At 66.4% G+C, this 12031-nt stretch carries 10 protein-coding genes; 5 read left to right on the top strand and 5 right to left on the bottom strand.

The window, feature by feature from the left end:
- Positions 1-16: 16 nt before the first annotated feature.
- Entirely contained in the window at positions 17-1996 is a 1980-nt protein-coding gene (locus CF70_RS19885) for a monovalent cation:proton antiporter family protein (RefSeq protein ID WP_035868346.1), read from the top strand.
- Positions 1997-2024: 28 nt separating this feature from the next.
- Here CF70_RS19885 and CF70_RS19890 read toward each other — a convergent pair whose 3' ends face one another.
- Both CF70_RS19890 and CF70_RS19895 read right to left on the bottom strand, forming a co-directional pair.
- Complete coding sequence (locus CF70_RS19890) at positions 2025-2408, bottom strand: ribbon-helix-helix domain-containing protein (RefSeq protein ID WP_035868349.1); 384 nt, start codon at positions 2406-2408, stop codon at positions 2025-2027.
- A gap of 61 nt (positions 2409-2469) precedes the next feature.
- On the bottom strand, positions 2470-3048 hold the full coding sequence (locus CF70_RS19895) for a DJ-1/PfpI family protein (RefSeq protein WP_035868352.1): 579 nt from the start codon (positions 3046-3048) through the stop codon (positions 2470-2472).
- Between the two features lie 166 nt (positions 3049-3214).
- Here CF70_RS19895 and CF70_RS19900 point away from each other — a divergent pair, with 166 nt between their 5' ends.
- Together CF70_RS19900 and CF70_RS19905 are read left to right on the top strand one after the other, a co-directional pair.
- Entirely contained in the window at positions 3215-3787 is a 573-nt protein-coding gene (locus CF70_RS19900) for an adenine phosphoribosyltransferase (protein ID WP_035868357.1), read from the top strand.
- A 220-nt stretch (positions 3788-4007) separates the two neighbouring features.
- A complete protein-coding gene (locus tag CF70_RS19905; RefSeq protein ID WP_035868360.1) occupies positions 4008-5693 on the top strand; it encodes a Na/Pi cotransporter family protein in 1686 nt (561 codons plus the stop codon).
- A gap of 27 nt (positions 5694-5720) precedes the next feature.
- On the opposite strand, the gene CF70_RS19910 is transcribed toward CF70_RS19905, so the two are convergent.
- The 3 genes from CF70_RS19910 to uvrA form a co-directional block, all read right to left on the bottom strand.
- A complete protein-coding gene (locus tag CF70_RS19910; protein WP_035868363.1) occupies positions 5721-6206 on the bottom strand; it encodes an adenosine-specific kinase in 486 nt (161 codons plus the stop codon).
- Between the two features lie 106 nt (positions 6207-6312).
- Entirely contained in the window at positions 6313-6669 is a 357-nt protein-coding gene (locus CF70_RS19915; RefSeq protein WP_035868366.1) for a hypothetical protein, read from the bottom strand.
- 9 nt (positions 6670-6678) lie between these two features.
- Positions 6679-9543 (bottom strand): excinuclease ABC subunit UvrA, encoded by a 2865-nt coding sequence (uvrA, locus tag CF70_RS19920; protein ID WP_035868370.1) that lies wholly within the window; start codon positions 9541-9543, stop codon positions 6679-6681.
- 465 nt (positions 9544-10008) lie between these two features.
- Between uvrA and CF70_RS19925 the strand changes: the two genes are divergently transcribed.
- Both CF70_RS19925 and CF70_RS19930 read left to right on the top strand, forming a co-directional pair.
- Positions 10009-11265: an MFS transporter gene (locus CF70_RS19925; RefSeq protein WP_035868373.1), complete on the top strand. Its 1257-nt coding sequence runs from the start codon at positions 10009-10011 to the stop codon at positions 11263-11265.
- A 192-nt stretch (positions 11266-11457) separates the two neighbouring features.
- Entirely contained in the window at positions 11458-12009 is a 552-nt protein-coding gene (locus tag CF70_RS19930) for a single-stranded DNA-binding protein (RefSeq protein ID WP_035868377.1), read from the top strand.
- Positions 12010-12031 lie beyond the last annotated feature (22 nt).

Here is a 12031-nt window from a genome sequence, read left to right on the forward strand (position 1 = left end):
TACCCTGATCCTTCCGATGCACTCTCCGCTGGACCTGACCCTTGTGCTGCTGGCCGCCGCCGTGTTCGGCGTGGTCGCCTTTCGCATGCTGCAATTACCGCCGATGCTGGGGTACCTGGTGGTCGGCATCCTGATCGGGCCGCACGCGCTCGGCCTGGCCAGCGATACCGCGCAGACCAAATACCTGGCCGAGTTCGGCGTGGTCTTTTTGATGTTCTCGATCGGGCTGGAGTTCAGCCTGGGCAAGCTCAAAGCCATGAAGCGGCAGGTATTCGGCCTGGGCGGCTCACAGGTGGTGCTGTCGCTGCTGGTGGTGATACCGGCGAGCTGGGCGTTCAACTGGCTGTTTCCGCTGTCCTGGCAGGCTTCGGTGGCGCTGGGCGGCGCGCTGGCCATGTCGTCCACCGCGATCGTCTCCAAGATGCTGTCGGAGCGGCTGGAGCTGGAAAGCGAGCACGGGCGCAATATCATCAGCATCCTGCTGTTCCAGGACCTGGCGGTGGTGCCGCTGCTGATCGTGATTCCGGCGCTGTCGCGCGATCCCGGCGACATGGCGATGGCGCTCGGGCTGGCCACGGTCAAGATCGTGGTGGCCCTGAGCCTGATCTTTTTTGTCGGCAAGCGGGTCATGAGCCGCTGGTTCCATGTGGTGGCGGCGCGCCGCTCGCAGGAGCTGTTCATGCTCAACCTGCTGCTGGTCACGCTGGGCATGGCGGCGCTGACCGAGCGGCTGGGCCTGTCGATGGCGCTGGGGGCCTTCATCGCCGGCATGCTGATCTCCGAGACGCCGTACCGCCATCAGGTGGAGGAGGACATCAAGCCCTTCCGCGATGTGCTGCTGGGGCTGTTCTTCGTCACCATCGGCATGTTGCTCAATATTCACGTGGTGCTCGATCACCTGTGGCTGGTGCTGGCGTTGCTGATCGTGCCGATCATCTTCAAGCTGCTGCTGATCGCCGGCCTGGCGCGCCTGTTCGGCTCGCGCCAGGGGGTAGCGATCCGCACCGGCCTGGGGCTGGCACAGGCTGGCGAGTTCGGTTTCGTGCTGCTTAACCAGATCGACGGCCTGAACCTGGTCGATCCGGTGCTGATCCAGGTCATCCTGGCCTCGATGCTGCTGTCGATGCTGGCGGCGCCGTTCCTGATCCAGTACAGCGACGCCATCGTGCTGCGCTTTGCCGCCAACGAATGGCTGATGCAGTCTCTCAATATGACGCGTATCGCGGCGCAGAGCCTGCAGACCGAAAAACACGCCATCATCTGCGGCTTCGGCCGCAGCGGCCAGAACCTGGCGCATATGCTGGAGCGAGAGGGCATCACCTACGTGGCGCTCGACCTTGACCCGGATCGGGTGCGCGAGGCCGCCGCCGCGGGCGACACGGTGGTGTACGGCGACGCGGGCCGGCGCGAGGCGCTGATCGCGGCGGGCCTGCATCGGGCAGCTGCCTTGATCATCACTTATAACAACACGCCCTCCGCCCTCAAGGTGCTGCACCACGTGCAGGAGCTGGAGCCGGCGCTCCCCGTCATCGTGCGTACCATGGACGACTCGGAGCTCGATATCCTGCAGAAGGCGGGCGCCACCGAGGTGGTACCGGAAAGCATCGAGGGCAGCCTGATGCTGGCCTCGCACGCCCTGGTGCTGCTGGGCGTGCCGATGCGGCGGGTGGTGCGCGGCGTGCAGCAGGCGCGCGATGCGCGCTACAGCCTGCTGCGCGGCTACTTCCACGGACGCGACGACGAGGAGGATATGGTCGAGCGCGAGTCGGTGCGGCTGCAGTCGGTCTCGCTCGGCCCCGAGGCCACGGCGGTGGGGCGGCGGCTGGGCGCGCTAGGGCTGGACCGCATCGGGGTGGAGGTGACGGCGGTGCGCCGGCGCGGCATCCGCGCGTTCGATCCGCAGCCGGAAACCGTGCTGGAGCCAGGCGATATCGTGGTGCTGCGCGGGCAGCCCGAGGCGCTGGAGGCAGCCGAGCAGCGCATGCTGGCCGGTTGACCCGGGCGCCGCGGCAGGGAATGCGGCCTTATGCCGCCGCGCGGCTGGCGGGGCGCGCCGGTTCCGCCCAGGATGGCGGCAGGCCTTCCAGCACGGCCCGTGCATCAAGCGAGCCGACCGGCACGCTCTGGTCGGCGGGGATGCGGCCTTCGCCTTGCAGCAGCAGGTAGCGCAGGCAGCACACGCGCAGGAATGACGTGAAGTTCGCCGCCTCGCCCCGGTACGCCGTCAGTTCGTCGTGCAGCCGGGTGATGAGCTGGCCCACGCTCATGCCGTCGCGCCGCGCCAGCGTTTCGAGCACTTCCCAGAACAGGCTTTCCAGCCGGATGCTGGTGGCCACCCCGTGCAGCCGCAGGGAGCGCGACTGGCCCTCGTACGACTGCGGGTTGGCCCGGATGAAGATTTCACACATAGAACAACTCCCGTGCGTGGCGGCCCGCGAGGGTTTGCCCGCCGGCCGCGTTCGGAAGTCTCTAATGTACGATCCGGGTGCCCAGGACCGCAAGGAACTGCGCCAGCCAGGCCGGATGCGCGGGCCATGCCGGGGCGGTCACGAGGTTGCCATCGGTGTGTGCCTGGTCGACCGGGATGTCGGCGTACTTGCCGCCGGCCAGCCGTACTTCGGGCGCGCAGGCCGGATAGGCCGAGCAGGTCCGGCCTTCCAGCACGCCGGCCGCGGCCAGCAACTGGGCGCCGTGGCACACCGCGGCGATCGGCTTGTTGGCGCTGGCGAAGTGACGCACGATCTCCAGCACCCGTTCGTTCAGGCGCAGGTATTCGGGGGCCCGGCCGCCGGGGATGACCAGCCCGTCGTAGGCTGCCGGATCGATATCGGCAAAGCTCGCGTTCAGCGCGAAGTTGTGCCCGCGCTTCTCGCTGTAGGTCTGGTCGCCCTCGAAATCGTGGATGGCGGTGGGGCAGCTGGCGCCGGCGGCCTTGTCCGGACACACCGCGTGGACCGTGTGGCCCACCATCTGCAAGGCCTGGAACGGCACCATGGTTTCATAGTCTTCGGCATAGTCGCCGACCAGCATCAAGATCTTTTTTGCCATCACGGTCTCCTGTATGGTTACGGCTGTCAGGCCGGGTGCCGCGCCGGAATGCCCGTGCGGCCCGCCTGAGCCTTGTGCCCATTGTGTTGCCGTTTGCGGCAGCCCGGGTAGTAACCCATTACCGCATTCAGCCTGCCGCCGCGGCTGGCTGTCCGACCGAGTCCCCATGCCCACTACCACCATCCAGTCGTCCGCCCTTGGCGATGTCACCCACTACCTGCGCGAACGTATCCGTACCGTGCCGGACTGGCCGCAGCCCGGTGTCATGTTCCGCGACATCACGCCGCTGCTGCAGGACCCCAAGTCGCTGCGCGTACTGATCGATGTCTTCGTGCACCGCTATATGGACGCCCGGCTTGACGTGGTGGCAGGCATCGACGCACGCGGCTTTATCCTCGGCGCCATCCTGGCCTACGAACTCAACCTTGGCTTCGTGCCCATCCGCAAGAAGGGCAAGCTCCCCTTCCAGACCGTGGCGGAGGAGTACGAGCTCGAATATGGCAGCGCCACGGTCGAAATCCACGCCGATGCCTGCAAGCCCGGCGACCGCGTGCTGCTGGTGGACGACCTGATCGCCACCGGCGGCACCATGATGGCCGGCCGCAAGCTGCTGGAACGCCTGGGCGCCACGGTGGTGGAGGGCGCCGCCATCGTCGACCTGCCCGAGCTGGGAGGCTCGCGCCACCTGCTCGACAGCGGCCTGCCGCTGTTCACGGTTTGCCGCTTCGACGGACACTGACGCCTGCCCAGGGATCATCCGCGCTCCGCCCATCCCAGGCGGGGCGCGGTATTGCGGCCCTTCCAAGCCATACGCCCATGGCGTTGCCCGCACATGCACGCGGGAGCATAATGCCCCATTGACAACGATACGATGACCGGGCGGAATCGTGCGATCTGCATTTGCTTATCTGCATTTGCGGCTGCAGGCGATGGAGGTACCGGTCACATAAGGGCGGACCATGGGCGTACTACTTCATTTGCTTTCCGGCGTGGCGCTGCTGGTGTGGGGCACCAACATCGTCAAGGTCGGCATCCTGCGCGTGTATGGCGCCAATTTGCGCCACGTGCTCTCCTCCAGCATCTCCAACCGCTTCACGGCGTTTGCCGCCGGCCTCGGCGTGACCGGGCTGGTCCAGAGCAGCAACGCAACCGCGGTCATCGTCAGTTCCTTCGTGGGCCAGGGCCTGATCGCCGTGGCCCCGGCGCTGGCCATCATGCTGGGCGCCAACGTCGGCACCGCACTCATGGTGCAGGTGTTTTCGCTGGACCTCTCGTGGCTGTCGCCGCTGCTGATTTTCGTCGGCGTGATCCTGCATTTGTCCTGGAAGGGCAACAAGCCCGGCCACGTGGGCCGCGTACTGATCGGCCTCGGGCTGATCACGCTGGCGCTCGAGCTGATTTCCATCGCCACCCGGCCCGTGGTGCAGGCCGCCGGCGTCAAGGTGCTGTTCGGTACGCTCACCGGCGATCCCACGCTGGATATGCTGATCGGTGCCTTCCTCACCATCCTGTGCTATTCCAGCCTGGCGGTAGTGCTGTTCTGCGGGGCGCTGGCCTCGGCCGGCGTGGTGTCGCTGCATGTGGCGATGGCGCTGGTGCTGGGCGCCAACCTGGGCTCCGGCATCTCCGCGCTGCTGACCACTTCCGGCAATAACCAGCCCGGCAAGCGCGTCACCCTGGGGAACCTGCTGTCGCGGCTGCTCGGCTGCGTGATCGCGCTGCCTTTGCTGGGGCAGGCCGAGCACCTGCTGGCGCTGGTCGATGCCGATCCGCAGCGGCTGGTCGTCAATTTCCACCTGCTGTTCAACGTGGCGCTGGCGGTGCTGCTGCTGGGCGCCACTGGTCCGCTGGCGCGCCTGTGTGAAAAGGTGCTGCCGGGCCGCAATACCGGCGACAGCCAGGTCACTCCGCGCCACCTTGATCCGGCCGCGCTGCCCACGCCCGCGCTGGCGCTGTCCAATGCCGCGCGCGAAGTGCTGCGCATCGGCGACCGCATCGAGCAGATGCTGGACAATATGCTGCGCGTGCTGCGCACCAACGATGCCAAGCTGGCCACCGCCACCTGCCGCATCGACGACGAGGTGGACGATCTCTATACCGCGATCAAGCTCTACCTGACCCAGATCAGCCTCGAAGCGCTGGACGAACGCGATGGCCGGCGCTGGACTGAAATCATCTCGCTCACCATCAACCTCGAACACGCCGGGGACATCATCGAACGTATCCTGCAGGACGCGCGCGACAAGAAGATCGCCCATAACCTGGCGTTCTCGGAAGCGGGCATGCAGGAGATCTCGCAGATGCACGCGCGCGTCGTGGCCAACCTGCGCCTGGGGCTGTCGGTGTTCCTCTCCGGTGACCTGAAAAGCGCGCAGCAACTGATGGCCGAGAAGGCCACCTTCCGCGATCTGGAGCGCAAGTTCGCCCGCAGCCATCTGCAGCGCATCGCCGTGCAGACCGCCGAGAGCATCGAGACCAGCTCGCTTCACCTTGATGTGATCAGCGACCTGAAGCGCCTGAATTCGCTCTTCTGCGCCACCGCCTATCCGGTGCTGGAAGAGGCAGGCGTGCTTAACCGCAGCCGCATGAAGGAAGACGACAGCGAACCGCCGGCGCGCGCATTGCCGTCCGCGCAGGCGCACTGAAGATGAAGGGCCGGCATGGAGGATCGGCTACAGTTTGTAGCCAATCTCCCGAAGCAGGTCCCGCCGCCACGCAATGTCGAGCTCGGTTTCCAGCCCGAGCGGCGAAGCGCCATCGACCACGCCAAGCACCGCGCGCCCCTGCGCGGTCTGCGCCACCACCACTTCGGTCGGGTTGGCCGTGGCGCAGTAGATTCTGCATACCTCCGGCACCGCGCGCACCGCGGTCAGCACATTGACGGGATAAAAGCCGTCGCCGAGAAACAGCAGGAAGCTGTGGCCGGCGCCGATCGCCATCGCGTTTTCGCAGGCCAGGTCGATCATGGCATCGTCGGTGCCGGACCAGCGCACCAGGCGCTTGCCCGAGGCCTCGCAGAACGCCAGGCCGAAGCGTATGCCCGGCACCGCGCCGACGAGCGCCTCGTGGATATCGTCCACGGTCTTGATGAAATGCGACTGTCCAAAGATGAAATTGGTCGCCTCGGGCTTGGTGACCGGCACTACGATGAACTCCATGGCCGTGCTCCTGCGTTGGCCTGCGTCAGTCGTCAGATCGGCTTCGAATGGCCTTTCGCAGTCTATGGTAGGCCGGGCAGGGTCGAATGCAAGGTGCCGCGCGGGACTACTTGCCCGGCGGGGACGCGCCGTTGCGGCGCCGGCTTCGCATGTGCCGGAGCATGATTGCGATAGCCGCGAGCAGGAGCGCGCCGCCTGTCGTCAAGGACACGGTGCGAAACCCCTCGCCGCCGGCCTTGCCTGCCGCCTGGGCCGCGCTGGCAGGCTCCGCTGGCCGGGCGGCTTGCGCGGGTGCGGCCGATGCCGCTGGCGCGGCCGGCTCTTCGAGCGTGCGCGCCGGCGGCGCGGCCAGGTCGATCGGTGTGACGGTCGCCTGCGCCGCGGCCGGGCTGGCGGCAATGGCGCCGCCGAGCAGCAGCGCGCATTGCCAGGCGCAAAGGATCAGGCGGGAACCCAGGCGCATGGCACCCACTCAGCGGCGCTCGAGCAGCGGCGCCAGGTACTTGCCGGTAAAGCTGGCCTTGCTCGCGGCCACTGCTTCCGGCGTGCCCTTGGCGATCACCTGGCCGCCGCCGGCGCCGCCCTCGGGGCCCATGTCGAGCAGCCAGTCGGCGGTCTTGATCACGTCGAGGTTGTGCTCGATGATGACCACCGTATTGCCCTGGTCGCGCAGCTTGTGGATGACCTTGAGCAACAGCTCGATATCGTGGAAGTGCAGGCCCGTGGTGGGCTCGTCCAGGATATAGAGCGTGCGGCCGGTGTCGCGCTTCGACAGTTCCAGCGACAGCTTGACGCGCTGCGCCTCGCCGCCCGACAACGTGGTCGCGGACTGGCCCAGGCGGATATAGCCGAGGCCGACATCCAGCAGCGTTTTCAGCTTGCGCCGCACCACCGGCACCGCCAGGAAGAACTCGTGCGCCTGCTCCACCGTCATGTCGAGCACTTCGTGGATGTTCTTGCCCTTGTACAGCACCTCCAGCGTTTCGCGGTTGTAGCGCTTGCCGTGGCAGACGTCGCAAGGCACGTACACGTCGGGGAGGAAGTGCATCTCGACCTTGATCACGCCATCGCCCTGGCAGGCTTCGCAGCGGCCGCCCTTGACGTTGAACGAGAAGCGGCCTGGATCGTAGCCGCGCTCCTTGGCCGACGGCACGCCGGCGAACAGCTCGCGGATCGGCGTGAACAGGCCGGTGTAGGTGGCGGGGTTTGAGCGCGGGGTACGGCCGATCGGGCTCTGGTCGACGTTGATGACCTTGTCGAAGTGCTCCAGCCCGTCGATGCGGTCGTGCGCCGCGGGCTCGGCGGTGGAGCCGTACAGGTGGCGCGCCACCGCGTGGTAGAGCGTGTCGTTGATCAGCGTCGACTTGCCCGAGCCGGAGACGCCGGTCACGCAGGTGAGCAGGCCTACAGGGATATCGGCGCTGACATTGCGCAGGTTGTTGCCGGTGGCATTGATGATGCGCAGCAGCTTTTCCTCATCGGGCGCGGCGCGCGCCTTGGGCACATCGATGCGGCGCGCGCCGGACATGTACTGGCCGGTGAGCGAGTTGGCCGATTGCTCGATCTGCAGAGGTGTGCCCTCGGCGACGATCATGCCGCCATGCACGCCCGCGCCCGGGCCGATGTCGACCACGTAGTCGCAGGCGCGGATCATGTCTTCATCGTGCTCGACCACCAGCACGGAGTTGCCGATATCGCGCAGGTGCTTGAGGGTGCCGATCAGGCGGTCGTTGTCGCGCTGGTGCAGGCCGATCGATGGCTCGTCCAGCACATACATCACGCCGGTCAGGCCCGAGCCGATCTGCGAAGCCAGCCGGATGCGCTGCGCCTCGCCGCCCGACAGCGTGTCGGCGCTGCGTTCCAGCGACAGGTAATCCAGTCCCACGTTATTGAGGAAGTTCAGGCGCGCGCTGATTTCCTTGACGATCTTGTCGGCAATCTCGCGCTTGGCGCCGTGCATGTCCAGCGTAAGGAAATACGTGAGCGCGTCGCGCAGCGGCCAGCCATTGATCTCGTAGATGGCGCGCGCCTGGTCGTTTTCTCCCAGCTTGACATGGCGCGCCTCGGTGCGCAGGCGGGTGCCATGGCAGGCGGGGCAGGCCTGGTTGTTCTGGTACTTGGCCAGTTCCTCGCGCACCGCGATCGAATCGGTCTCGCGGTAACGCCGCTCCAGGTTGGGGATGATGCCCTCGAAGGCATGCTCGCGCACCGTGGTGCGGCCGCGCTCGTTCATATAGGTGAACGGGATCTCCACTTCGCCGGAGCCATGCAGCACGACTTCCTGCACCTCGGCCGGCAGGTCCTCGAAGGCCGTATCGAGTTCGAACTCGTAGTAGGCCGCCAGGCTCTGCAGCATCTGGAAGTAGAACTGGTTGCGGCGGTCCCAGCCCTTGATGGCGCCCGAGGCCAGCGACAGATTGGGGAAGGCCACCACCCGCTTGGGGTCGAAAAAGGTGATCTGGCCCAGGCCGTCGCAGGTCGGGCAGGCGCCCATCGGGTTATTGAACGAGAACAGGCGCGGCTCGAGTTCCTGGAGCGAGTACGAGCAGATCGGGCAGGCGAACTTGGAGCTGAACACATGCTCCTGGTTGGTATCGATCTCCAGCGCGATGGCGCGGCCGTCGGCCAGGCGCAGCGCGGTCTCGAACGATTCCGCCAGCCGCTGCTTGATGTCGGGGCGCACCTTGACGCGGTCCACCACCACCTCGATGGAGTGTTTCTCGGTCTTCTTCAGCTTGGGCAGCGCGTCCACCTCGTAGACCACCGCCGGCGCCTCATGCGTGGTGCCGCCGCCCGAACGCACGCGAAAGCGCACGAAGCCCTGCGCCTGCATGGTGTCGAACAGGTCGGAATGCTCGCCCTTGCGGTTGGCCACCACCGGCGCAAGGATCATCAGTTTGGTGTCTTCCGGCAGCGCCAGCGCGGCGTCCACCATCTGCGACACGCTTTGCGCCTGCAAGGGCAGGTTGTGATCGGGGCAGTAAGGCGTGCCGGCGCGGGCGTACAGCAGGCGCAGGTAGTCGTGGATCTCGGTGACCGTTCCCACGGTTGAGCGCGGGTTGTGGCTGGTGGCCTTCTGCTCGATGGCGATCGCCGGCGAAAGCCCTTCGATCAGGTCGACGTCCGGCTTTTCCATCAGTTGCAGGAACTGGCGCGCGTAGGCCGACAGCGACTCCACATAGCGGCGCTGGCCCTCCGCATACAGGGTGTCGAAGGCCAGGGAGGACTTGCCCGATCCGGACAGCCCGGTAATCACGATCAGCTTGTTGCGCGGCAGATCGAGATTGATGTTCTTCAGGTTGTGGGTACGGGCACCACGGATTCTAATTTCTTCCATATACCGATTGTCTTCGCCAGGCGGGGCCGCCGGTCAGGTCGACAGGCCGGGTCTCACGGAATTTCAAGAAAAAAGCATGCCAGCAGGGCTGCAGCCGGCTTCAGGCCAGCCCCAGGCCGGGCTTTGCCAGCCTGCGCCGGGGCTTGCGGCGTCCGATCCGGACCCTAAAGCGCAGCGGAGCAAACCTGTTAATATACCGAACTTCGGTTTCCGGGGGTTGCATGGGCCATCAGACGTGTCCTGCAATGCCCACATCCGGCATGCTGCCGAGGGTTGTCAGGCAAGGATGCTTCCGTCCTGGCGGCGCCCGGCGCAACGGTGACAGAAGGGGCCGCAATTTCCGGGGCCGCAACTTCCGCTCCGGCCATGGATCGAAGTTGTCGCCGCCCCGTCAGCACCGGGGTGATGCGGTACGTGCGCGGTGCACGAGCCGGCAATCCGTCAGAGAAACTCCCCACGATCGCAATGTCGTCGATCCATAGCTCCTCCCAAGATGCGGCCAAGGCCGACGATTCCAAGGTTCAGCCCGCCGCCGGGCGCGACCGCATGACCCGTATGGAACTGCGGGCCAGCATTTCGCTGGCCAGCATCTTTGCGCTGCGCATGCTGGGCCTGTTCCTGATCCTGCCCGTCTTTGCCGAATACGCCAGCGGCCTGCCCGACGGGCACGACGCCCAGCGCGTGGGCCTGGCCATGGGCATCTACGGGCTGATGCAGGCTTTCCTGCACATTCCGCTGGGCTGGCTGTCCGACCGCGTTGGCCGCAAGCCAGTGATGGTGGCGGGCCTGCTGCTGTTCATCGCCGGTGGCCTGGTGGCGGCCGGTTCGGACACGCTCACCGGCATCATCCTCGGCCGTTCGCTGCAGGGTATGGGCGCGATCTCCGCCGCCATTACCGCCTGCATCGCAGATCTCACCCGCGAGCAGCACCGCACCAAGGCCATGGCCATGGTGGGAGGCAGCATCGGCCTGACCTTCGCGCTGTCGCTGGTGATTGCCTCGCCGCTGCTGCACAGCATCGGCATGCCGGGCATCTTCACGCTGATGTCGGTGCTGGGCGTGATCGCGATCCTGGTGACGCTGTTCCTGGTGCCCACGCCGCCGCCGCCGCATCCCGTGCGGCTGCCGTTCCGCGCCGTGCTGCTCAATGCGGACCTGATCCGCCTGAATGTCGGCGTGCTGGCCTTGCACGCGTCCCAGGTGGCCATGTTCATGGTCGTGCCGGCCATGCTCAGCGACGCCGGCATGCCGCTGGATCAGCACTGGAAGGTCTACCTGCCGGTGGTGCTGGTCTCGTTCGTGCTGATGCTCGGGCCGATGATGGCCGCCGAGCGCTACGGCAAGGTGCGCCCGGTGCTGCTCGGCGCGGTTGGATTGATGACCGCGGTGCAGTTGATGTTCGCCGCCGTGCACGGTTTGTGGGGAATCGTAGGCGTGCTGCTGCTGTTCTTCGTGGCATTCAACGTGCTGGAAGCCATGCAGCCCTCGCTGGTGTCGCGCTATGCCGCCGCCGCGCGCGGGGCGGCGCTTGGCGTTTACAACACCACGCAGGCGATGGGCCTGTTCCTGGGCGGTGCGGTCGGTGGCTGGCTGCTCAAGCACGAAGGCCGCGGCGCGGTCTTCCTCGGCTGTGCCGTGGTACTGCTGCTCTGGCTTATAATCGCCTGGAACATGAAGTCGCCGCCGGCCCGGAAGAGCAGTTCCCCGGCCGTCGCCGCCTGAAGTTGGCGGCCAGCGTGGCGACCGGCCAGAAAAGGCCGGCCGCATCACTTCGCAAAGCTTTTTGCCGCAAATAGGCACTAGCATGACCGCGCGTCCGACTTCTTGGCCGGGGGCGCGTTATTCGTTTACGCATCAGTCAAGGCATTGCCACGCCGCTTGCAGCAGAGGGCGTGGCCCTGGGAGAACATTCACATGGCATCGATCAACAAAGTCATCCTCGTCGGCAACCTGGGCGCGGACCCCGAAACCCGCTACCTGCCCAGCGGCGACGCAGTGAGCAACATCCGCCTGGCGACCACCGACCGCTACAAGGACAAGACCAGCGGCGAAATGAAGGAAGCCACCGAGTGGCACCGCATTGCCTTCTTCGGCAAGCTGGCCGAGATCGCTGGCCAGTACCTGCGCAAGGGCTCGCAGGTCTATATCGAAGGCCGCATCCGCACCCGCAAGTGGACCGACCAGTCCGGCGCGGAAAAGTACAGCACCGAGATCGTCGCCGAGCAAATGCAGATGCTGGGCTCGCGCCAGGGCATGGGCGGCGGTGACCGTGGTGGTGACGACATGGGCGGCGGCGGTTACGGCGGTGGCCGTGAATCGTCGGGCGGTGGCGGTGGCGGCTACGGTGGTGGTGCACGCAGCGGTGGTGGCCAGGCGGCCGGTGGCCAGCAGGGTGGCGGCGCGCGCCGTCAGCAGCAGGCGCCGTCGAACGGGTTTGAGGATATGGACGACGATATTCCGTTCTAGAGCCCACTTTAGTCATTTCGTC

Source organism: Cupriavidus sp. SK-3 (assembly GCF_000611145.1).
Taxonomy (GTDB): domain Bacteria; phylum Pseudomonadota; class Gammaproteobacteria; order Burkholderiales; family Burkholderiaceae; genus Cupriavidus.

Excerpts from the sequence above, each read along its gene's own strand:
- CF70_RS19885 (WP_035868346.1), top strand. The coding sequence starts at position 17 with ATGCACTCTCCGCTGGACCTGACCCTTGTGCTGCTGGCCGCCGCCGTG.
- CF70_RS19890 (WP_035868349.1), bottom strand. The coding sequence starts at position 2,408 with ATGTGTGAAATCTTCATCCGGGCCAACCCGCAGTCGTACGAGGGCCAG.
- CF70_RS19895 (WP_035868352.1), bottom strand. The coding sequence starts at position 3,048 with ATGGCAAAAAAGATCTTGATGCTGGTCGGCGACTATGCCGAAGACTAT.
- CF70_RS19900 (WP_035868357.1), top strand. The coding sequence starts at position 3,215 with ATGCCCACTACCACCATCCAGTCGTCCGCCCTTGGCGATGTCACCCAC.
- CF70_RS19905 (WP_035868360.1), top strand. The coding sequence starts at position 4,008 with ATGGGCGTACTACTTCATTTGCTTTCCGGCGTGGCGCTGCTGGTGTGG.
- CF70_RS19910 (WP_035868363.1), bottom strand. The coding sequence starts at position 6,206 with ATGGAGTTCATCGTAGTGCCGGTCACCAAGCCCGAGGCGACCAATTTC.
- CF70_RS19915 (WP_035868366.1), bottom strand. The coding sequence starts at position 6,669 with ATGCGCCTGGGTTCCCGCCTGATCCTTTGCGCCTGGCAATGCGCGCTG.
- uvrA (WP_035868370.1), bottom strand. The coding sequence starts at position 9,543 with ATGGAAGAAATTAGAATCCGTGGTGCCCGTACCCACAACCTGAAGAAC.
- CF70_RS19925 (WP_035868373.1), top strand. The coding sequence starts at position 10,009 with ATGTCGTCGATCCATAGCTCCTCCCAAGATGCGGCCAAGGCCGACGAT.
- CF70_RS19930 (WP_035868377.1), top strand. The coding sequence starts at position 11,458 with ATGGCATCGATCAACAAAGTCATCCTCGTCGGCAACCTGGGCGCGGAC.